General features: G+C 59.6%; 20 protein-coding genes. 14 read left to right on the top strand and 6 right to left on the bottom strand.

The window, feature by feature from the left end; translation table 11 throughout:
* From BSU04_RS37690 to lipA, 3 genes are all read left to right on the top strand, one after another.
* Positions 1–292, top strand: a 292-nt coding sequence (locus BSU04_RS37690; RefSeq protein ID WP_144021165.1) for a transposase, incomplete at its 5' end; no start/stop codon positions are given.
* A 155-nt stretch (positions 293–447) separates the two neighbouring features.
* Positions 448–1,197, top strand: a complete 750-nt coding sequence (lipB, locus tag BSU04_RS37685) for a lipoyl(octanoyl) transferase LipB (protein WP_089165311.1) — start codon at positions 448–450, stop codon at positions 1,195–1,197.
* A gap of 13 nt (positions 1,198–1,210) precedes the next feature.
* Complete coding sequence (lipA, locus tag BSU04_RS37680; RefSeq protein ID WP_089165310.1) at positions 1,211–2,221, top strand: lipoyl synthase; 1,011 nt, start codon at positions 1,211–1,213, stop codon at positions 2,219–2,221.
* A 339-nt stretch (positions 2,222–2,560) separates the two neighbouring features.
* Here lipA and BSU04_RS49030 read toward each other — a convergent pair whose 3' ends face one another.
* Together BSU04_RS49030 and BSU04_RS47245 are read right to left on the bottom strand one after the other, a co-directional pair.
* On the bottom strand, positions 2,561–2,938 hold the full coding sequence (locus BSU04_RS49030) for an adenylyltransferase/cytidyltransferase family protein (protein WP_373452914.1): 378 nt from the start codon (positions 2,936–2,938) through the stop codon (positions 2,561–2,563).
* 23 nt (positions 2,939–2,961) lie between these two features.
* Positions 2,962–3,126 (bottom strand): hypothetical protein, encoded by a 165-nt coding sequence (locus BSU04_RS47245; protein ID WP_218827413.1) that lies wholly within the window; start codon positions 3,124–3,126, stop codon positions 2,962–2,964.
* A gap of 856 nt (positions 3,127–3,982) precedes the next feature.
* On the opposite strand from BSU04_RS47245, the gene BSU04_RS37675 reads away from it, so the two are divergent.
* From BSU04_RS37675 to BSU04_RS37665, 3 genes are all read left to right on the top strand, one after another.
* On the top strand, positions 3,983–5,266 hold the full coding sequence (locus BSU04_RS37675; protein WP_089165320.1) for a dicarboxylate/amino acid:cation symporter: 1,284 nt from the start codon (positions 3,983–3,985) through the stop codon (positions 5,264–5,266).
* 69 nt (positions 5,267–5,335) lie between these two features.
* The gene (locus BSU04_RS37670) at positions 5,336–7,345 is read left to right on the top strand and encodes a sensor histidine kinase (protein WP_089165309.1); all 2,010 of its coding nucleotides are present in this window, start codon (positions 5,336–5,338) and stop codon (positions 7,343–7,345) included.
* A 127-nt stretch (positions 7,346–7,472) separates the two neighbouring features.
* Positions 7,473–8,813: a sigma-54-dependent transcriptional regulator gene (locus tag BSU04_RS37665; RefSeq protein ID WP_089165308.1), complete on the top strand. Its 1,341-nt coding sequence runs from the start codon at positions 7,473–7,475 to the stop codon at positions 8,811–8,813.
* Between the two features lie 109 nt (positions 8,814–8,922).
* Here the strand turns inward: BSU04_RS37665 and BSU04_RS37660 are convergent, their stop codons facing one another.
* A complete protein-coding gene (locus BSU04_RS37660; RefSeq protein ID WP_089165307.1) occupies positions 8,923–9,459 on the bottom strand; it encodes a peroxiredoxin family protein in 537 nt (178 codons plus the stop codon).
* 248 nt (positions 9,460–9,707) lie between these two features.
* On the opposite strand from BSU04_RS37660, the gene BSU04_RS37655 reads away from it, so the two are divergent.
* Positions 9,708–10,340 carry a hypothetical protein gene (locus BSU04_RS37655; protein WP_179258576.1) on the top strand — a complete coding sequence of 211 codons (633 nt, stop codon included), beginning with the start codon at positions 9,708–9,710 and terminating at the stop codon, positions 10,338–10,340.
* Positions 10,341–10,728: 388 nt separating this feature from the next.
* Here the strand turns inward: BSU04_RS37655 and BSU04_RS37650 are convergent, their stop codons facing one another.
* Positions 10,729–12,309: a YifB family Mg chelatase-like AAA ATPase gene (locus BSU04_RS37650; RefSeq protein ID WP_089165306.1), complete on the bottom strand. Its 1,581-nt coding sequence runs from the start codon at positions 12,307–12,309 to the stop codon at positions 10,729–10,731.
* Positions 12,310–12,413: 104 nt separating this feature from the next.
* Positions 12,414–12,689 carry an accessory factor UbiK family protein gene (locus BSU04_RS37645; RefSeq protein ID WP_089165318.1) on the bottom strand — a complete coding sequence of 92 codons (276 nt, stop codon included), beginning with the start codon at positions 12,687–12,689 and terminating at the stop codon, positions 12,414–12,416.
* A 467-nt stretch (positions 12,690–13,156) separates the two neighbouring features.
* Between BSU04_RS37645 and BSU04_RS37640 the strand changes: the two genes are divergently transcribed.
* The 7 genes from BSU04_RS37640 to ptsP all read left to right on the top strand — a co-directional run bounded on the left by BSU04_RS37640 (position 13,157) and on the right by ptsP (position 20,934).
* Positions 13,157–13,495, top strand: a complete 339-nt coding sequence (locus tag BSU04_RS37640) for a P-II family nitrogen regulator (protein ID WP_031364354.1) — start codon at positions 13,157–13,159, stop codon at positions 13,493–13,495.
* Between the two features lie 32 nt (positions 13,496–13,527).
* A complete protein-coding gene (locus tag BSU04_RS37635; RefSeq protein ID WP_089165305.1) occupies positions 13,528–15,003 on the top strand; it encodes an ammonium transporter in 1,476 nt (491 codons plus the stop codon).
* A gap of 302 nt (positions 15,004–15,305) precedes the next feature.
* A complete protein-coding gene (gshA, locus tag BSU04_RS37630) occupies positions 15,306–16,595 on the top strand; it encodes a glutamate--cysteine ligase (RefSeq protein WP_089165304.1) in 1,290 nt (429 codons plus the stop codon).
* Positions 16,596–16,745: 150 nt separating this feature from the next.
* Complete coding sequence (gene gshB / locus BSU04_RS37625; RefSeq protein ID WP_089165303.1) at positions 16,746–17,702, top strand: glutathione synthase; 957 nt, start codon at positions 16,746–16,748, stop codon at positions 17,700–17,702.
* A 352-nt stretch (positions 17,703–18,054) separates the two neighbouring features.
* A complete protein-coding gene (locus BSU04_RS37615) occupies positions 18,055–18,549 on the top strand; it encodes a PTS sugar transporter subunit IIA (protein ID WP_089165301.1) in 495 nt (164 codons plus the stop codon).
* Between the two features lie 124 nt (positions 18,550–18,673).
* On the top strand, positions 18,674–18,943 hold the full coding sequence (locus BSU04_RS37610; RefSeq protein ID WP_062090111.1) for an HPr family phosphocarrier protein: 270 nt from the start codon (positions 18,674–18,676) through the stop codon (positions 18,941–18,943).
* Positions 18,944–19,173: 230 nt separating this feature from the next.
* Positions 19,174–20,934: a phosphoenolpyruvate--protein phosphotransferase gene (ptsP, locus tag BSU04_RS37605; protein WP_179258575.1), complete on the top strand. Its 1,761-nt coding sequence runs from the start codon at positions 19,174–19,176 to the stop codon at positions 20,932–20,934.
* Here ptsP and BSU04_RS37600 read toward each other — a convergent pair.
* On the bottom strand, positions 20,922–22,145 hold the full coding sequence (locus BSU04_RS37600; RefSeq protein WP_179258574.1) for an autotransporter strand-loop-strand O-heptosyltransferase: 1,224 nt from the start codon (positions 22,143–22,145) through the stop codon (positions 20,922–20,924). The genes ptsP and BSU04_RS37600 overlap by 13 nt on opposite strands.
* Positions 22,146–22,203 lie beyond the last annotated feature (58 nt).

The raw sequence follows: 22,203 nt of genomic DNA, 5'->3' as shown, positions 1-22,203 counted from the left end.
CTTGATTGGTCAGAGCTGGCGTCGTAACTGGGCCCGGGTGATACCGTTCTTCGACTACCCGCCGGAGATCCGAAAGGTGATCTATACGACCAACGCGATCGAGTCGATCAACATGAGTCTGCGAAAGGTCATCAAAACGCGCAGTTCATTCCCGACTGACGACGCCGTAATGAAACTGTTTTACCTGGCGCTGAACAACATCAGCAAGAAATGGTCGATGCCAATCAGAGACTGGAAGGCGGCTCTAAACCGCTTCGCTATCCAGTTCGAAGACCGGATGTCGCCGGGTTAAACGAAAACCCGTTTACACAAAATTCGGGACACCCCCTCTTGACCGTTAAGCCCGAAACCAACAACTGGACACTGTCAGCGAGTTCGGACTGCCGCAAAAGCACCTCAAAACCATCCCCGGCGCGAGCTACCGAACTTCGGTAAACTAATGGGACTATGTCCGCCCAGCCGGTAATAACTTCCCCCTCAGCGTCAACTGATCGCGCGGTCCCCAGCGCCTTGGCCCCTGCGGTCATTTTCCGCTGGCGCGGGCTCGAGCCTTACATACAAAGCTTCGACGCCATGCGCGCGTTCACGGAAGAGCGCACGCCGGAGTCCGCCGATGAAATCTGGCTCGTCGAGCATCCGCCCGTCTTCACGCTAGGACTGGCCGGCGACCCCGCACATCTGCTCAACCCCGATAGTGATATCCCGCTCGTCAAAGTCGATCGCGGCGGCCAGATCACCTATCACGGGCCCGGACAAGTCGTCGCCTATCTGCTCCTCGACCTGCGCCGCCGCAAACTCATGGTCCGCGAACTGGTACAGCGAATCGAGGCCGGCGTGATCGAAACGCTTGCATCGTATAATCTGGCAACGCAACGCAAGGAGCGCGCGCCGGGCATCTACGTCGCGCCAACGCCGTCGCAGCTCGCCCACGCAGGTGCGAAGATCGCAGCGCTCGGGCTGAAGATCCGCAATGGCTGCAGTTATCACGGTGTGAGCCTCAACGTGAAAATGGATCTGCAACCGTTCCTCGCAATCAACCCGTGTGGCTACGCCGGCCTCGAAACCGTCGACATGGCAACACTCGGCGTGACGGCAGAATGGAACGACGTGGCTCAAACGCTGGCAGAAAACCTCACTCACCATATCGGCGGCCATCGCGCGACCGCCGCCCAACTGCAGAACGGCGTGGCCGTCTGAATGGACCGACCGAATGACTGACGTAACCGGAAATCTGGCTGGCAGTACCGCCGCATCACCCTCCGCTGCCGCGCCTTACGACGCCACCGCCAAACAAAAGGCGCAAGCGAAAACGGCGCGCATCCCGATCAAGATCATCCCGATCGAAAAGCTGAAAAAGCCGGAATGGATTCGCGTGAAGGCCGCAACGGGCAGTTCGCGCTTCACCGAAATCAAGCAGATCCTGCGCGAACACAACCTGCATACGGTCTGTGAAGAAGCGAGTTGCCCGAACATTGGCGAATGTTTCGGCAAGGGCACCGCGACGTTCATGATCATGGGCGACAAATGTACCCGTCGCTGCCCATTCTGTGACGTGGGCCACGGCCGCCCCGATCCCCTCGATGCCGACGAACCGCTGAACCTCGCCCGCACGATCGGCGCGCTCAAGCTCAAGTACGTGGTAATCACGAGCGTGGACCGCGACGACCTGCGTGACGGCGGCGCGGCGCACTTCGTGGAATGTATCCGTCAAGTGCGCGAGCATTCGCCGCTGACGCGCATCGAAATCCTGACGCCGGATTTTCGTGGTCGTCTGGACCGCGCAATCGGCATCCTGACCGCTGCGCCGCCTGACGTGATGAACCACAATCTCGAAACGGTGCCGCGTCTTTACAAGGAAGCGCGTCCTGGTTCGGATTACGCGCATTCGCTGAAGTTGTTGAAGGACTTCAAGGCGCTGCATCCGGAAGTGGCGACCAAATCGGGCTTGATGGTCGGCCTGGGTGAAACGGAAGAAGAAATCCTCCAGGTCATGCGCGACCTGCGGGCGCATAACGTGGACATGCTGACGATCGGCCAGTATCTGCAGCCTTCCGAACATCACCTCCCGGTGCGTTCGTACGTTCATCCGGACAGGTTCAAGATGTACGAGGAAGAAGCGTACAAGATGGGCTTCACGCACGCCGCCGTTGGTGCCATGGTGCGTTCGAGCTACCACGCGGATCAACAGGCTCACGACGCGGGCCTGGTCGGCGCCATGTAGGTCTTCTGGTTTGGTTGGTATAAAAAACCCACGGAAAACGTGGGTTTTTTATGTCCGCAATGCTTCCGAATTACATAGCAAGGACTTCGGCGGTTGTTCGAATTAATGGGCCAGTAGTTTTGCCGCGCATGCTTGAGCAAAATCCGGCAGTTGTTCAGGCTTGGAGAGATTCCCGTCAAATAGAACGCCCGATCAGGCGAGATGTATTCTCGCTGGATGTCGAGTAGAACGAGTGTCGGATGGTTGATTATGGCGTAAGTGAGCATGCATCAATCCTCGGAATGGATAAGCGAGCGAACTTCGGATTGTTCGAGAGTGCCGCTTTCGGCCCAAGCTCCCTCAGGTCGATTCAGTACTTGGGGGCCGTCCTGAATCCCCAGGTCGGAGCGGTTTAAATCGAGTGAATTGATAATAAGAGCGACTACCGGTGAGGAAGTAGTTGGCGTTTAGATCAGCCTTTGATGTGCGCTCGAGGATGTACAATCCGCAATCAAACTTCGATACGCGAGTTTCACCCCACCGCAATGCGGTCGCGTGAAGCCGTGGCACGACGGTTGAATGAATAAATACTTTGTATAGTCCGCGCAGTTCCAGCGCCCGTTTGATGATAGCGACGTGGGTCGCGTGAAACGGGTTGAAGGTGCCAAAGAAGATTCCGATTCCACCCTTTAGACAAAGGCACCCTCTGATACCCGATATGACGCCGCCGAATATCATTGCACCCAGAAGCAGGCTGAGGCTCACCAAAAATCCTTCACGACGGGAATGCCGGTCGTGGCTGCCGCCGTGACCAGGATATTGGCTGCAAGCGCGAATATAATGTTCCAGTTGAGATTGCCTAGTCCCCGGTTAAACAAAATGACAGCTATATATTGCGCGCCCTGCGACGCAATAGTAAACGCCATCCAGCACGGCGCTGTTTAGTACGCCGCCCACTCTGAACGCGGTAAATATGAGGTAATTGAAAGCCAGCTGCAGAATAAAACGACTCGCGCGACCGACTGTGACGAGTGCGAAAAGCCAATTTGCTTTCTCTTCAACTGCGCTACTTGGCCGTGAGTACCACGGAAGGAATATTGCAACAAATACGCAGATTATGGGGTCTCAATCAAAGCGAACTCCTGATTTTTGGAAACGAACCCGTTGCGATGTTTTGCTGTTTCCGAAATTCATCGTAGTCCTATAAATCAAATATTCATACAGTTAATAAGCGTTTATCAGTATCGACTACACAGTTTTACATATTTTCATTAAGCTTTCTTTGAGATGGATTGGCGCAATGAGGTGAAATTCAGCTAAATTAATTTAGATCCGAAATCACGCGTTAATGCGATCTGGAATTTCCGCAGTTCGTCCAGAAGCCCGGAAGCTTGCGCCTGGCATATCGCTTCGCAGACTGTGCAGAACCTCGGGAAAGCCCGTAGATAAAGCGTCCAAGGGATAACCCTTATCCCGTCCGGATGACCGGACGGTCCAATTCCTGAATTCCGGAAATGCAGATTTTTACCGTTTCGGGTCAACAAAAAACCCTTAATAATCAAGGCTAAACGCGAGTCAAAAACTGGCATCGACCTTGCAATATGAAGGGCTGGCCAGACAGGCCATAAAACAAGATAGGGAGACGATTCAATGCAACCCATTCCATCCAGCTTTATCTGATTTTACCGACGCCAGACGCGCATCGCCGCAGCCTAGCGCCGGCGCGTTTTTGTCTTACCCCTTTGCTATTCGCCGACCATGCCCGGAACAACTGTGACAACCGTGAAGAAACCTTTTTATAAAGTCCTGTATGTGCAGGTGCTGTTGGCTATTGCCATCGGCATAGCGCTCGGGCATTTTTATCCCGCGCTCGCTACTGAGATGAAACCACTCGGGGATGGGTTCATCAAGCTCATCAAGATGGTGATCGGCCCAATCATCTTCTGTACGGTCGTGACCGGGATCGCCGGCATGGAGGACATGAAGAAGGTCGGACGCGTGGGCGGCAAGGCGCTTCTGTACTTCGAAGTCGTCTCCAGCTTCGCGCTTGTGCTCGGCCTGGCCGCGACGCATCTGCTGAAACCGGGCGCGGGCTTCAATATCGATCCGGCTACGCTGGACGCCAAGGCGGTCGCCTCGTACGCCGCGAAGGCGCACGGCCAGACGACCACGGACTTCCTGATGCACATCATTCCGGACACCATCTCGTCCGCGTTCGCGCAAGGCGAAATCCTGCAGATCCTGTTGGTCGCGCTGCTGTTCGGTGCTGTGCTGGCTACCGCAGGTGAGAAAGGCCGCGCGGTGACGAGCTTTATCGAAAGCTTGTCGCACATCCTGTTTGGTGTCGTGCGCATCATCACGAAGCTGGCCCCGATCGGCGCGTTCGGTGCAATGGCGTTCACCATCGGCAAGTACGGAATCGGCTCGCTCGTGCCCATGCTCAAGCTGATCGGCACGTTCTATCTGACGTCGATCGTGTTCGTGGTCGTCGTTCTGGGCGCGATTGCACGAATGGTGGGCTTCAACATCCTGCGTTTCGTCGCGTACATCAAGGAAGAGATGCTGATCGTGCTCGGCACGAGCTCGTCGGAAGCCGCATTGCCGCAACTGATGCTCAAGCTCGAAAAGCTCGGCTGCTCGCGCTCGGTGGTGGGCCTTGTCGTGCCGACCGGTTATTCGTTCAACCTCGATGGCACCAACATCTATATGACGATGGCCGTGCTGTTCATTGCACAGGCGACGAACACCGACCTGACGTGGACGCAGCAACTGACGCTGCTCGCGGTGACCATGCTGACGTCGAAGGGCGCAAGCGGCGTGACCGGCGCAGGCTTCATCACGCTGGCTGCAACGCTCGCTGTCGTGCCGACCATTCCGCTGTCGGGCATGGTGCTGATCCTTGGCATCGACCGTTTCATGAGCGAGTGCCGCGCGTTGACGAACATCGTGGGTAACGGCGTGGCGACGGTGGTTGTGTCTGCGTGGGAGAAGGAACTGGACCGCGACAAGCTGCGCGATCAGCTCAAGCACGGCGCGGTGGATACCGAAGCCGAAACCGTGTCCTGATCGGGCGAAGCAGCGGCGCTTCCAAGCACGCTGCGCACCCGGCATTCACGCGAAAGGGAATCAACAGCAATGAAAGCGGCGAAGCATTCGGTGGCGGATGCTTCGCCGCGTCCGTTTACGGAAGGGGTGGCGAGGGCGTCGGCGGAAACCGCGTTCGAAGCGGCGCGTGCCACAATCGGGGGTCTCCATCGTCTGGAACCCGTTCACGTGACGCGGCGTTTGGTCGTTTTCCTGCTTCTTCTCGCGGCACTTGCCGGCGTGTGTGCGCTCACGTGGAGCATCGCGTGGCAACGCGGGCTCGACACGTTGCGTCAAAACGCGGCGGCGCGTGTCGACCGCACGACAGCCGAGCTGAAAAGCACGCTCGACCGTTACGAATATCTGCCTTATCTGCTTTCGCGCCATCCGTTCGTGCAGGAGGTTCTCGCTGATCCTAACCCGCGCTTCGCCGCGCGCGCGGACCGTTATCTCGCCGACCTGAATACGCACGCGCGTGCCACGGCAACTTACATCATCCAGTCGAACGGGCGCTGCGTGGCGGCGAGCAACTGGAATGGCCCGGATAGTTTCGTGGGCGCGGAATACCTGTTCCGGCCGTATTTCGTCGATGCCGTCAAAGGCGGCACCGGCCGTTTTTTCGGACTCGGCACGATCTCGCGCGAGCCCGGTTATTTCATTTCGCAGCCGGTATTCAAAGAGGGCACGCGGGACATTATCGGCGTGGCGGTCGTCAAGCTGAACCTGGAATGGCTGCAGGGCGCTGATGCCTCGGAACCGCTGCTCGTCACCGACGACCACGGCGTGATCTTCCTTTCTTCCGTGCCGGCGTGGAAATATCACACGCTGCGGCCGTTGCCGAAGGATATCGAAGCGTCGGTGTATTCCGCACGGCAGTACGCGCAGCATCCGATCACCGCGCTGCCGATGACCATCGTGCGCACGCTCGAAGGCGGCGCGCAAATCGTGCGCGTGGGAGGCGGGCGCGACGCGCCGAGTTTTCTCGCCACGCAGCGCGCGCTCGGCGAGCCCGATTGGCACTTGATGACAATGGTTTCGCTTGATCCGGCGGTCGACGCCGCGTGGAGCGCGACGATTGTGACGGCGCTGGTGTTCGTCTCGCTGTGTTTGCTCGCGTTCTACTGGCGCATGCGCCGTGTGCGTGTGCGTGAAATGATCCGCAGCCGCGCGCTCTTGCAGACCGCCTATGCCGAGCTGAATGAACGCGTCGCGGAGCGGACGGCGGATTTATCGGAGGCGAACGTGTTGCTGACCAAGGAGGTGAGCGAGCGCACGCGGGCCGAACAGGACTTGCGCGCGGCGCACGACGAACTGATCCAGGCGAGCAAACTGGCCGCGCTGGGGCAGATGGCAGCGGGCATTACGCATGAGTTGAACCAGCCGCTTGCCGCGTTGCGCAGTTTCTCTGACAACACCCGCGTGCTGATCGAGCGCGGCGATCACGTGGCAGCGCACGAGAATCTCGAGGCGATTGCCGCGTTGACGGAGCGCATGGGAAAGATCACGAACCAGCTGAAGTTGTTCGTGGCCAAGGCCCGTCCGAAAAACGCGCGTACCGATGTTGGCCGAGCATTGCGCAACGTCCTTGCCATGTTGCAGCCGCGCCTGAAGAACGTGGTGCTTGCCTTCGATGCCAACGAACGCGCCGATTCCAGCCCGCCGCTATATGTGCGCTGCGAGGATCTGCGGCTCGAGCAAATCCTGATCAACCTGATTGGCAATGCGCTGGACGCGGTGGTCGCGTGCGATCTTCCTCGTATCGAGATTGAGTTGATGAGGCACGAAACCACGGTCGACATTGTGGTGCGTGACAACGGGCCGGGCATTCCATCGGATGTTCTCCCGCGTCTTTTCGAGCCGTTTTTCACGACGAAGGAAATGGGTCATGGATTGGGCCTGGGATTGGCGATTTCATCGGCTATAGCGCGGGACTATGGTGGCACATTGGTCGCACGCAACCTGGTCCCGCAGATGGAAGTGGATGGGCCCGAAGGCGGCACGCAGGCTGACGCGGATCGCTCGCACGGGGCAGAATTCGTGATTACGCTGCAGCGCGCGTGACGAACGCGTGACCGGTGCAGCAGCACGCGCTACATGCTGAGAAAATGGCGCAGCACGCAGCGTTTCGCGCTGAAGCAGTCGCGCTGAAAGCGGCAACACGAAGCAATATCCGCAGGAGTCGAAACCCATGACCACAGGCCTTCAGGTGATCTTCATCGAAGACGACGAGCTGGTACGCCGCGCAAGCGTGCAAAGCCTCCAGCTCGCCGGCTTCGAGGTAACCGCATTCGGCAGTGTGGAGGGAGCATCGCGCCTGATCGATGCCAGTTTCCCCGGCGTGATCGTGAGCGACATCCGTCTGCCGGGCGCGAGCGGCCTCGACCTTCTCGCTCAATGTCACGAACGGGCGCCCGAAGTACCCGTCATCCTCGTGACAGGCCACGGCGATATCTCGATGGCTGTCCAGGCCATGCGCGACGGCGCCTACGATTTCATCGAAAAGCCATTCGCGTCGGAGCGGTTGATTGAAGCGGTTCGCCGCGCGCTGGAACGTCGCAAACTCGTGCTGGAAAACCGCGCGCTGCGGCGTGAACTTGCTGGCCAGAGCAGCGTGGCGCCGAGAATCATCGGACGCAGCCCGGCGATTGAACAGGTGCGCAAGCTGATCGCCAACGTCGCGCCCACTGACGCCTCCGTGCTGATCAACGGAGACACCGGCGCTGGCAAGGAGCTGATCGCGCGCAGCCTCCACGATTTGTCGCCGCGCCGGGATAAACCGTTCATCGCCGTGAATTGCGGCGCGTTGCCTGAGCAGATGTTCGAGTCGGAGATGTTCGGCTACGAGGCCGGCGCGTTTACCGGTGCGCAGAAACGCCGCATCGGCAAGCTCGAACATGCATCGGGCGGCACGCTGTTCCTCGATGAGATCGAAAGCATGCCGCTCGCGTTGCAAGTGAAATTGCTTCGAGTGCTGCAGGACGGGGTTCTGGAGCGGCTGGGCTCGAACCAGCCGATTCGCGCGAATTGCCGCGTGATCGCGGCCGTGAAGGGCGATATGACGGAGCACATCGCGGCAGGTACGTTCCGGCGCGACCTGATGTACCGCCTGAACGTGGTGACAATCACGCTGCCGCCGCTCGCTGAACGCCGCGAAGACGTGGTGCCGTTGTTCGAGCATTTTTTGCTCGACGCCGCCGTGCGATACGAGCGCCCCGCGCCGTTGCTCAGTGATCGACAGCGAGCAGAACTGATGCAGCGCGACTGGCCGGGCAATGTGCGTGAACTGCGCAACGCGGCGGACCGGATGGTGCTGGGTATCATCGATGAAACCGGGGTCCCGCTCGATGCCGCGACGCAATCGCTCAAGGAGCGCACCGAGCAGTTCGAACGCGCGGTGATCGGGGAGGCGCTGGAGCAGTGCGGCGGTGTGGTGGCCGCAGCGGCCGACCGGCTGCAGCTCGGCAAGGCCACGCTCTACGAAAAGATCAAGCGCTATGGACTGGCGGCGAAGGGTGAGGTTGAGCGGTAGACGAGGCGCGGTGTTCTGCCTTTTTATGCTTCTCATAAAACAAAACGCCCGCCGGTGATTCCGCGGGCGTTTTGCTCTTAACCGTGTAACGCGTCAAGTCGAACCGGTTTCAGGCTGCGTTCAGCGCTTTGTCGAGAAGCGCATCGAGTTCCGAGAACGTCGGCTCACCCACGTAGCGCTTCAAGATCTTGCCATCCTTATCCACGACAAATGTAGTCGGCGTCAATTGCACATTGCCGAACTGCTTTGCGGCGCTGCCGTCGTCCATGGCAACCTTGAATGGCAGGTTGCGCGTTTGCGCGTAGTTGGTCACGTACATCGGGGCGTCGTATTTCATCGCCACCGCGACGAATTCCAGGCCGCGGCCCTTGAAGCGGTTGTACGTGTCGACCATTGCCGGCATCTCTTTCATGCAGGTTTCGCAGTCGGTCGCCCAGAAGTTGATCAGGTAGACCTTGCCTTTCAGATCTGTCGATGTCGAAATCTTCTGGCCCGACAACAACGTGAAAGTGGCATCCGGAACGCGTTGCTGACCGCCGAATGCAAAATAGCCGGTGCACGCAATCACGCCGGCGACAACCGCCATCACGATATAGCGCAGCGGGCTCTTGCTGCGCCCCGGTGAAACCTGTGAATTCTCTGACATGGAAACCTCGAGCGTGCTCGGTTCTTACTCTGTTCTTACTCTGTTCTTACTCGGTTCTTACTTCGCGAAGCTGCAACAGCGCCAGCCTGACTGGATGGACTGCATTTTAGCCCCAATCTCGAAAAGGCGTTCTGCGTGCGGCTTGCTGTGAGTCTTTTTCAAGGCAGGGCATTGTTCCGTGCAAAGCCCGCCCTCAACGGTTTCAGCACCGGCAGCGGATAATCACGTTTTTCTCCTCAGCTTTATTCATGATCCGATCTTTTCCACTCGCCTTGAAACGCGCTTTTCTTCACGTCGGCGTGCCGTCCTCGCGCACAGTGTTCAACTCTGCCGCTTCGACCGCGACGCTTCTGCTCACCGCCGCCGCACTGCTCGCCTGCACGCCGGCCTATGACTGGCGCACGATCCAGAACAACGACGACGCTTACGAAGTGACCTTCCCGGCGAAGCCGCGCTCTGATGCTCGCGATATCGACGTTGCCGGCAAGCCGATGCGTATGAAGATGCAGATGGCCGAGGCGGGCGACGCGGTATTCGCCGTCGGTACGGTTGACTTGCCGGATGACGACCCCGCGACCCAGCGCGCCGCGCTCGATTTTCTCCAGCAAGGATTGGCACGCAATCTCAACGCCGCGCCTGCTGCGCATCCGGTTGATATCGACGTGGCGGCAGGCGGACGTTTGTCCGGCACGGAAATCAGCGTCAGAGGGACGAGCGGTACGAGCGGTACTGGCGCCGACGGCCAGAAGAGCCAGGCGCGTCAGATCCGGGCGCGTTTCATTGCCAAAGGGACGCACGCCTACCAGATCGCAATCGTCTCAACCAAGGTGCCGCCGCCCGATCAAATCGATCAGTTTTTCTCCTCATTCAAACTTTTTTAAGTATTTGCCCCGAAGCGCATCTATTCGTTCGTCGATATTTCTCAAATTGAACGACACACCGCAAACGTTTCGAGTCTGAGAAATCGCACAAGCATTTACAGCTAAAACTAGGATTTATCTCAGTTTTTTGAACTATCCACAGAGGCTGTGGATAACTTTGTGGAAAACATCGCCGCGCGCTCGCCAAGTGCCCGCCCGACGCGGCTTTCCTTACTTTGCCTTGATTCAGTGCAGTCTAAAATAGTCAATAAAATCAAAGGCCTGAAGATCATTAACAATATGGGTGTTTGATCAGATGTTAAAGAAACACAGAACGATGCAGTGTGCATAAGTCAAGTCTTGACAGCCGATTTTTCTTTTTGTGAAAGGGCGCGGCGCCGGTGGTGGTTTATGCGGTCGTCAATGCCCGTCGATACTGAATTGCTTCGGCGAGGTGAGTCGCGGTTGGTGAATCGGCCGCCGCGAGATCGGCAATTGTGCGCGCCACTTTAAGAACGCGGTAATACGCCCGTGCCGACCAGCCGAATCGCTCACCGGCTTCCCTAAGCAGGCCTTCTCCGGTGGCATCGAGCCGGCAGACAGCGTCCACTTCGCGCCCGTCCAGCTCGCGGTTCGTCTTTCCCTGCCGTTCGAGCTGCCGGTCGCGCGCGTCGGCCACTCGCCGCGCAACGATCGCGCTGGTTTCGCCAACGGATGCACTCCTCCCCGACAGTTCCGCTGGCGACAATGCCGGCAATTCGATCTGGATGTCGATTCGATCGAGCAGCGGCCCGGATAATTTGCGCAGATAACGCGTGGCGACGTCGGGCGTGCACCGGCAGCGGCCGTTGGGATCACCGCGCCAGCCGCACGGGCAGGGATTCATGGCTGCGACCAATTGGCACGCCGCCGGAAAATCGGCCTGGTGCGCGGCGCGCGAAATAGTGATGCGGCCAGCCTCTAACGGTTCCCGTAGCGTCTCGAGCACTTTCCGGTCGAATTCGGGCAACTCGTCGAGGAACAGTACGCCGAGATGCGCCAGCGTGATCTCGCCGGGTTGCGGCGGATTGCGCCCACCTACCAGCGCAACCGAACTCGACGAATGATGCGGCGCGCGAAACGGTCGCTGTCGCCATTGCGAGGGCGAAAATCCGAGCATGCTGGCGGAGAGAATGGCCGCGGACGACAACGCTTCGTCGTCGGTCATGGGCGGAAGAAGGCTGGGTAGCCGGGCGGCGAGCATTGACTTACCCGCGCCGGGCGGCCCGACCATCAGCAGGTGATGTCCCCCCGCTGCCGCAACCTCGAGCGCGCGGCGTGCGCCGGGATGGCCGATCACATCGACGAGATCCGGCAACGGCGCGCGCCCGCGTAGCGGGGAATCGGGCGCCGCTCCGCGCATAGGGATAAGACGGCCATCGACCGAACCACTCAAGTGTGCACACAAAGCGGGCAGATCGGCAGCCCCGAATACATCGATACCCGGTACCAGCGCCGCTTCCGCCGCGCTCCCCAGAGGCAGGTAGATTTCGGGCATGCGGAGATCGGTATCGCGGATGGAGACGCCTTCGAGCGCCGACCCGGCGCGCGCATATTGCCGCGCCGCGCCGCAAGCCATGGCGAACGCGCCGCGCATTGGGCGCAGTGCACCGGTCAGCGACAACTCCCCGGCGAACTCGCGATGCAGCAGCGCGTCGGCCGGAATCTGACCGCTCGCCGCCAGGATGCCCAATGCGATCGGCAGGTCGAATCGGCCGGATTCCTTCGGCAGGTCGGCGGGAGCGAGATTGACGGTGATGCGGCGAACCGGGAAATCGAAACCGCAATTCTGGAGTGCTGCGCGCACCCGCTCGCGGCTTTCACGAACTTCGAGATCGGGCAAGCCGACGATTGAAAACGACGGTAATCCATTGGCGAGATGAACCTCGACGGTCACCTCGGGCGCGCGCCCAGGGGCGGGCGCGCGGCTGCGCACCACGGCAAGCGACATGATTTTTTTCCCCGCTGCCGTTGCCTCGCAATTTCGAGGTGCCGGCTCAATGATTCAACATCACGGCTCGCTTAGCCGATGACACGCTTTAGAACATCTGGACCTCAGTCCTGCACAGTAGACGAACCGGACGACGGTCCGCCGCCCAGCTTCGCTTCCAGTTGCGCGACGCGTTGTTCCAGCTCCTCGAGCCGGGCGCGCGTACGCACGAGCACTTGCGTCTGAGTATCGAATTCTTCGCGCGTCACCAGGTCCAGCTTCGAAAATCCCTGGGACAGCATGGCTTTCATATTCCGTTCAATGTCCTTTGCCGGCGAATTCTTAAGCAGTTCGCTCATCTTGGCCTGGAAATCATTGAATACGTCGTTCGGTTGTTTCATGCGGGTTTCCTCTTGCGCACCATAAAAGTGCATTCATTGTTAGCTCAGTGCTCCGGCAAACCGGATGATCCATTTTGGTGCGTGCACTAGCGGGCTACGAGAACCGCAGCACCTCCGCGCGACACGATGCCGCGCTTCGGAACACACCTGCTTTGCCTGGACCTTGCGAGCACTCTAGCAACGATCCACGGTGCGCGCCAGCGAACGCAGGCGTTGCTGGCCATCCGGTCTACGCCCGCGCATTACACGCCATTCGAGCCGGTTCGACAGGTCATGGACACGCGCATGGCATACGAGTTGCATATGTGCCCCGGGCCTTGTCCGTGCGCGCTTTTCCGGGCGGTTGGCAATGCGGCGTGGCGCAACAGACGCCGCCCGCGGCGGACATGAGACAAACGAGGGATCAGGCATGGGACCAGATTAAAGCGCTAAAGCGCCAACTCTGTTCGACACACAGCGAGGGATACATGAAGCTCATTACCGCAATCATCAAGCCGTTCAAGCTCGACGAAGCACGCGAAGCGCTGTCGGCTATTGGCGTCTCGGGTATCACCGTGACCGAGGTAAAAGGCTTCGGCCGCCAGAAGGGCCACACGGAGCTGTATCGCGGCGCCGAATACGTGGTCGATTTCCTGCCAAAAGTGAAGATCGAAGCAGCGGTCTCCGACGACATCGTCGACCAGGCCATCGAAGCGGTCGAGCGTGCAGCCCGCACAGGCAAGATCGGCGACGGCAAGATCTTCGTCACCCCGATTGAACAGGTCATTCGCATTCGTACCGGTGAAACCGGCGCGGACGCTCTCTAATAAAAGACACGGCGATAAGAGGAAACAGAAGAATGCGTAAATTATTGATGTCCTTGTTGATGGCGGGGTCGCTGCTTGGAGTCAGCGCCGGCACCGTGATGGCGCAGGATGCCTCCGCGCCAGCGGCTGCATCCGCCGCGGCTTCAGACACGACCGCGGCAGCACCTGCAAGCGCACCAGATACAGCCAGCGCGGCAATGGCAGCATCGGCGGCCGCTCCGGCTTCCGGCGCATCCGATGCCGCAGCCGCACCCGCCGCACCGACGGAACCGTTCTCTGTTGATTCATCGAAGATCAATTCGGGCGACACCGCCTGGATGCTGACTTCGACCGCCCTCGTGCTGTTCATGACGATCCCGGGCCTCGCGCTGTTCTACGCGGGCATGGTCCGCAAGAAGAACGTGCTCGCAACCGTGATGCAGAGTTTCGCGATCTGCTGCCTGGTCACGATCCTCTGGACCGTGGTGGGCTACAGCCTTGCGTTCACGCCGGGTAACGCGTTCATCGGCGGCTTCTCGCGGGTGTTCCTGCACGGCATGAACTACATCCACGGCGACAAGGCGACCACCCTGACCGTCAGCCATCTGGCTCCGACGATTCCGGAATCGGTCTACTTCGTCTACCAGATGACGTTCGCGATCATCACCCCGGCGCTCATCGCCGGCGCGTTCGCCGACCGGATGAAGTTCTCGGCAATGCTGGTCTTCATGGGACTGTGGACGATCATCGTCTACTCGCCGATCGCACACATGGTCTGGGAACCGACGGGCTGGTTGTCGGCGGCTGGCATCCTCGACTTCGCAGGCGGCACGGTGGTTCACATCAACGCCGGTATCGCGGGTCTGGTGTGCTGTCTGGTGCTGGGCAAGCGGGTCGGTTACGGCCGCGAAGTCATGGCGCCGCACAACCTCGTGCTTTCGCTGATCGGTGCTTCGATGCTGTGGGTCGGCTGGTTCGGCTTCAACGCGGGTTCGGCAGTGGCGGCTGACGGCCGTGCCGGTTTCGCGATGTTGACGACGCAAATCGCTACCGCATTTGCCGCGTTCGGCTGGATGTTCGCCGAATGGCTGGCCAAGGGTAAGCCTTCGGTGCTCGGCATTATCTCGGGCGCGGTGGCAGGTCTGGTGGCCATTACGCCGGCTTCGGGTTACGTCGGCGTGACCGGCGCGATCGTGATCGGTATTGCGGCTGGCGTGGTCTGCTTCTGGTCGGCAACGTGGCTCAAGACGAAGCTCGGCTACGACGACTCGCTCGACGCATTCGGCGTCCATGGCGTTGGCGGTATTCTCGGCGCGCTCCTGACCGGCATCTTCGCGGTCAAGGACATTGGCGGCGCGGACGGCAGCATCCTTCTGCAAGCCAAGGGCGTGCTCACCACGCTGGTCTACAGCGGCGTGGTCAGCTTCATCCTGTTGAAGGTTATCGACATGGTCATGGGTCTGCGTGTCACAGAAGAAGAGGAACGTGAAGGCCTCGACGTGACGCTGCATGGCGAACACGTCGAATAAGAAGTTTTTTCGATGGCGGTGATGCCCGGCGCGAGAGGTCGCGGCGTCATCCCCATAATCGAGCGCAGGCTAGTGCAGCTCGGCTCCGAGAAAAGCGCAGCGTTTTGCCCGCCCACTTACCGGCGGGCATTTTTTTGTCCCGGGTTTTGTCCCATTTTTGTGCGGGGTAAGTGTTTCTGGCTGGCGGGATTGGTGCAAACAGCGGCACGAACCATGCGAATAGGCTTGGGAAAAGGGAGTTCATACCCAAATACGTGAGGCGTTTGTTCTACAATCTTTCCTCTTAAGTCCGCGAGTCATCAATGGTTCCGCACCTCGTTACGGCTTTAAACGGCCCTTTGCTCGATCTCGAGCGGAAGATACTCGACGCGACGCCGTCCATCGAACGCTGGTTTCGGCTGGAGTGGCAAGAACACACCCCGCCGTTCTACTGCTCGGTCGACCTGCGCAACGCCGGTTTCAAGCTCGCTCCCGTCGATACCAACCTCTTCCCGGGCGGCTTCAACAACCTGCCGGTCGAAGTGTTGCCGCTCGCCGTGCAGGCCGCGATGGCGTCGATCGAAAAGATCTGCCCCGACGCGAAGAACCTGCTCGTGATCCCCGAGCGCCATACACGCAATGCGTTTTATCTCGAGAACGTCGCGCGGCTCGCGACCATCATGCGTCAGGCCGGGCTGAATATCCGCTTCGGCACGCTTGACGAAAATATTCATGGACCGGTCACCATCGCGCTCGCGGACGGGCAGAAGATCGTCCTGGAACCGCTTGAACGCACGCCGCGCCGGCTGGGCTTGAAAAACTTCGATCCCTGCTCGATCCTGCTGAACAACGACCTGTCCGGCGGCATTCCGCCCGTGCTGGAAAACCTGCACGAGCAATATCTGCTGCCGCCGCTGCATGCGGGCTGGGCCGTGCGCCGCAAGTCGAATCACTTCTCTTGCTATGACGACGTCGCGAAGAAGTTTTCGAAGCTCGTCGAGATCGATCCGTGGATGATCAACCCGTATTTCGCGCACGTGGAAGGCGTGGATTACGAGGCACGTACCGGCGAGGAAGCGCTGGCGGATGCGATCGACGGCGTGTTGAAGAAGATTGCGAAGAAGTATCGAGAGTATGGAATCAGCGAGAAGCCGTACGTCGTGATCAAAGCCGATGCCGGCACCTACGGCAAAGGCGTCATGACGGTGCATGACGCGTCCGAAGTGGCCGCGCTGACCAAACGCGAACGCGTGAAGATGAACGACGCGAAGGACGGCCTCGAAGTCCACGACGTGATCGTGCAGGAAGGCGTGCATACGTTCGAGCGCGTGGAAAATGCAGTCGCCGAGCCGGTAGTCTACATGATCGACCGGTATGTGGTGGGCGGGTTTTATCGTGTGCACGATTCTCGTGACCGCGACCAGAACCTCAACGCGCCGGGCATGCATTTCGTGCCGCTCGGCTTCGAGCATACGGCCTTGCCCGACGCCCATGCGAAGCCGGGCGCCGCGCCGCCGAACCGCTTTTATATGTATGGCGTGGTGGCTCGGCTGGGATTGCTCGCGGCATCGGTGGAACTGGAAAAAACCGATCCGGAAGCCATTCAGGTCTAAGCTTCATCCCATCACGACGGCCGCACGAAGTTGCGGCCGTTTGCACTTCAGGCGCGAACGCGCGCGACGTGTTAAAAATCGCGTATTGCACGCCGCTTTCTGCTGCCGCCTCTCGAATCAACCAAGGCCTAACGGCCGCTCTGGACGCTTATGGACATCCTTTTTATCGCCGATCCGCTTGATCATTTCAAGATCTACAAAGACACGACCTACGCGATGATGGCCGAAGCCGCGCGTCGCGGCCACACGGTCTACGCGTGCGAGCCGCAGCATCTGGCCTGGATAGGCGGCAGGGTGGAAGGGACAGTCCAGCGCGTGACAATCATCGGCGACGAAGCCGATTCCGCGCGCTCGCCGTGGTACGAAGCCGCTGCACCGGAACTGCTCGACCTCAAGCATTTCGGCGCGGTCCTGATGCGCAAAGACCCGCCGTTCGACATGGAATACGTGACGTCAACGTGGCTGCTCGAACTGGCCGAGCGCACCGGCGCACGCATCTTCAACAAGCCGAGCGCGATCCGCGATCACTCCGAGAAGCTGGCGATTGGCGAATGGCCGGAGTTCGTCGTGCCCACGCTGGTTACCCGCGACGCCGCGCGTCTGCGATCTTTCCATGCCGAACACGGTGACGTGATCCTCAAGCCGCTCGATGGCATGGGCGGCATGGGCGTGTTTCGCGTGAAAGCTGATGGCATGAACCTCGGCACGATCGTGGAAATGCTCAGCGACAACGGCGCGCGTAGCGTCATGGCCCAGAAGTTCATCCCGCAAATTGCCGATGGCGACAAACGCATCCTGCTGATCGGCGGGCAACCCGTGCCGTACTCGCTTGCCCGGATTCCGCAGGGCAACGAAGTACGCGGCAATCTGGCCGCAGGCGGATTGGGGCGTGCGCAACCGCTCACGGAAAACGATCGCAAGATCGCGGAAACACTGGGAGAGACGCTCTTCGCGCGTGGCTTGCTGCTGGTCGGACTCGATGCCATCGGCGACTATCTGACCGAGGTGAACGTGACCAGCCCGACCTGCTTCCGCGAAATCATGGACCAGACAGGTTTCGATGTGGCCGGCATGTTTATCGATGCGCTGGAACGAGCCGCAGCTTAAGCGTCGAGCAGAGGAAGGAAGGCGAGAAATTAGAGGTGGCTGTCGAACAAGGCAGTCCGCCCGTTGATTTCTCCCAGACTGTTACAATCTCCCCCTCATGAGATTCGTTTCGTGGAGCGATCCGGCCCCGAAATTGAAGTGGAAACTTGCTGCAGCGCATTACGCTGCGCATAGCGTGCGAAATCCGACTAAGCTTAGGTATTGGGCTGGTTGACGTTTCTGCACCCGGATCGATGTTGCAGTCGCGTTTTGCAATGCGTTTCACCATGCTTGGCATCGCAATTGGCATACATAACAGCACGTTCCCACGATTTCCGACGTATCTCGTCGTTTTGGGGCAGCACACTCTGACATGGCTGGCATTCTAATTATTGCGCACGCTCCGTTCGCTTCAGCGTTACGTGAGTGCATTACCCACATTTACGGCGGTTTGCCCGCTCGCATTGGTGCGATCGATGTGAAGCCGGATTGCGATCCCGTCGAAGTCCGGGCGTTTGCGCGCTCCGAAATCGACCGTCTGAAGGAAGAAAACGGTGCGATCGTCCTCACGGACGTGTTCGGCGCAACGCCTGCGAATATTGCGCAGAGCCTGGCAAGCAACAGCGTTCGCGTGCTCGCCGGCGTCAACCTGCCCATGCTCGTGCGCGCGGTCTGTTACAGGACCACGCCGCTGGACACGTTGGCTGAAAAGTCGCTGCAGGGGGGATCGAAGGGCATTCAGGAACTGGATGCCTCTACGCCCGCCAACCCTTGCGCAATGGCCAGCGCCGCGGCTGCGGCCGCTGCTAATTGTGCTGTGGGTGCCGCGGCCACCAGCTGCATGCCCGCCAAGGTGGCAAGTCACTGAGTCGCGGCTGAGCTCGGTTGGGTTTGCCTCGCTGGCAGCACACTGGCCACCCGTTGCGAAGACCGTTAAAAAGCATTGACCCAGCTGCATCGCGTCAGCCCTCTCAACTAGCGCCCGGAGCATCATGCTGCAACAGGAAACAACGATCGTGAACAAGCTGGGGCTGCACGCGCGTGCTTCGGCCAAGCTCACACAACTGGCGGGAAACTTTCAATGCGAGATCTGGATGAGCCGCAACGGCCGCCGGATCAACGCGAAAAGCATCATGGGCGTGATGATGCTCGCGGCGGGAATCGGCAGTACGGTGACAATTGAAACCGAAGGCTCCGACGAAGCCGAAGCGATGAAGGCGATCCTTGCGCTCATCGCAGATAAATTTGGCGAAGGACAATGACGTTGTCCTGCCAGCAGCATTGAGAAGAAGCCGCGCATCGACGCGGCTTTTTTGTGTCCGCGGACAGAGCGCTGACATGGCTGGCAATAAACTGCGTCAGTTTGTGACAGAAACTTGCTGCACCGCAAAGAGTGTCAAATCGCGTTCGAATTTATAATGGTGTGCGGACTCGCATTGCCAGCCGGTGATCGACAAAACCGTGAGACACCCATAACTAGAGAGAGGTGCGCGTGTCGTTCACGCTGCATGGAATTCCCGTTTCGCGCGGTATCGCCATCGGCCGCGCGTATCTGATCGCGGCGGCTGCACTCGATGTCGATCACTATCTGGTCGAACCAGATCGCATCGACAGTGAAATTGAACGCTTTCACGCAGCGCAAGCGCAGGTGCACGCGGAGCTGGACGCCCTGCGCGACGATCTGGCTGCGGACGCTCCCAGCGAGATGGGCGCGTTCATCAACGTCCACTCCATGATCCTGAACGACGCCATGCTCGTTCACGAAACCATCGATCTCGTCCGTACGCGCCGCTACAACGTGGAATGGGCGCTGACAGAGCAGCTTGAAATCCTGAGCCGCCATTTCGACGATATCGAAGACGAATATCTACGCGAGCGCAAGGCCGATATCCAGCAAGTCGTGGAGCGCGTGCTGAAGGCGCTGGCCGGCGCGCCATCCACCGCTACGCTCGTCGTGGATGGCGCGGCGACCAACGGCCACAACGACATGATCGTGGTCGCCCACGACATCGCGCCGGCGGACATGCTGCAGTTCAAGACCCAGGCGTTCAAGGGTTTCGTGACGGATCTCGGTGGCCGCACGTCACACACGGCTATTGTGGCCCGCAGCCTGGGTATTCCGGCGTCGGTCGGCGTGCAGCAGGCGAGTGCCTTGATCCGGCAGAACGATCTGATCATCGTGGATGGGGATCACGGCATTGTGATCGTCGATCCGGCGCCAATCGTGCTGGAGGAGTATTCGTATCGGCAGAGCGAAAAGGTGCTCGAGCAGCGCAAGCTGCAGCGCCTCAAGTTCTCGCCGACGCAAACGTTGGACGGCACCAAGATCGAATTGTGCGCGAACATCGAATTACCCGACGACGCCAAGACGGCGCTCGACGCGGGCGCAATGGGCGTGGGCCTGTTCCGCAGCGAGTTCCTGTTCATGAATCACAAGGACGAGCTGCCGGAAGAAGAAGAGCAATTCGAGGCTTACCGGCGCGCGATCGAGCTGATGAAGGGCCGGCCGGTGACCATTCGCACGATCGACGTGGGTGCGGACAAGCCGCTTGAATCCATGAGCAGCGGCGACGGTTACGAGACGGCGCAGAACCCTGCGCTGGGTCTGCGGGCGATCCGCTGGAGCCTGTCCGAGCCGCAGATGTTCATGACGCAATTGCGGGCTATCTTGCGGGCATCGGCATTTGGCCGCGCGAAGATCCTGATCCCCATGCTCGCGCATGCGCAGGAAATCGACCAGACGCTCGACCTGATCCACGAAGCGAAGCGGCAGCTTGACGACGCGGGTATCGACTACGATCGCAACATTCAGGTCGGCGCGATGATCGAGATCCCGGCGGCCGCGATTGCCGTGCGGCTGTTCCTGAAGCGGCTGGATTTCCTCTCGATCGGGACCAACGACCTGATCCAGTACACGCTTGCAATCGATCGCGCCGATAACGCTGTCGCCCATCTTTACGACCCGTTGCATCCCGCGGTTTTGCACTTGATCGCGTTCACGCTGCGTGAGGCTAAAGCTGCGGGCGTCCCGGTCTCCGTGTGCGGTGAAATGGCCGGCGATCCTGCCGTGACACGTCTGCTGCTCGGCATGGGCCTCACCGAGTTTTCGATGCATCCAAGCCAGCTGCTCGTGGTCAAGCAGGAGATCCTGCGGGCTGACTTGAAGGCGTTGCAAAAGCCGGTCGCGGACGTGCTCGCCGCGTATGAACCCGCGGAGTTGCTCGCCGCGCTGGCGGTGCTTCAGAAGGTCTGAGCGAGACCGCGCTCGGCGATGAGTTTATCGACGACGCGCATCACGAACTCAGGGGTGATCACCGCCGTGCATTGAAACGGTTGCGGTTTGTCGACGCGGCGGGGACACCAGGTGAAATCGTGCGTATCGAACTCGATGGTGGTGTCGTTGAAGCAGCTATTGCAGGCGTGAAAGTTGATCACGCGATACGGCGTGCGGAACTCGGTCGACGGATGCGAGAAGCCGCTGATCATGACCACGGGCGTGCCTGCCGCCCACGCGAGCCACGACAGTCCACTCCCCAATCCGATGAAAAAATCCGCGTGATGCAACAGGCTCATGCGCTCCTGCAGCGGCCGGTTACCGGTGAAATCCTCGGCGCCTTCCGGCATGGTGTTCATGTGCTCCGCCTTGCCATATTGCTTGTCGCGGTCAATGCATAACACTCTATAACCCAGCGTTTTCAGGTGCTCGATCAGCGTCGGCCAGCCACGCGGATTGTTCCAGTACTTGCATTGCGCGGTGGATTGCGTCGCGATGCACACGTAACGTTCGGCAATCGTGCGCGTCTTGTCCGCGATAACCACATTCGGCTTGCGTTCCTCACACGGCACGCCCAGCAGATACGCCATCATGTCCTGCATGTTGCTCACGCGCGGATCGGTGGGTTGATGATCGCGTTCAGAGAATGGCTTTAACAGACCGAGGTAGTACGTTGCGTAGTATGCGTCGTTCCGGCTGTCGAGTTCGGCGTCTGTTGCGATGTGCAAATGCGGATAACCGTCTAGAAAAAGCGGCTGCAAATGCTTCGCCAACGGCATATATAGCGCGCATTGATGTTGTTCGCGGAATGCATCGATGACGGGCAGCCATGCGAGCGAATCGCCCAGTGCGAGTGGTTGCATGCGTAATCGAATTTTTCGGTTCGTGGCGTCGAAAGCGTGAGAGAACACGAGCCGCTGGCCATCGAATACTTCCAGCAGGAAACGCACGAAATACTTGCGTCTGCTGGTGATCACAGCGTCGGCTTCCACGGCTTCGTCCAGCAGGACATTGAACGTGTCCAGGTCGGTCATCCGGACGTGCCATCCATCTACGGGCACTTGCACGCGGCAGCCGTAATTAAAATCGTAGAGGATGCCTTCGGGTCCAGCCAGCACCGGGACGCCGGGCTTGGCGAATTCCGTTTCGGTCCTGCCGCGTTGCGTATGCCGGGTTTCGGTCTCGTTCATGTGTTTCTCCAATTGCGTCAAAGCGTAGTAGCCAAGATAGGCTGGCCCGGTGCTTAGG

The organism is Caballeronia sordidicola (assembly GCF_002220365.1).
GTDB classification, from domain to species: domain Bacteria; phylum Pseudomonadota; class Gammaproteobacteria; order Burkholderiales; family Burkholderiaceae; genus Caballeronia; species Caballeronia sordidicola_C.
This window is presented reverse-complemented; position numbering and strand designations above follow the sequence as displayed.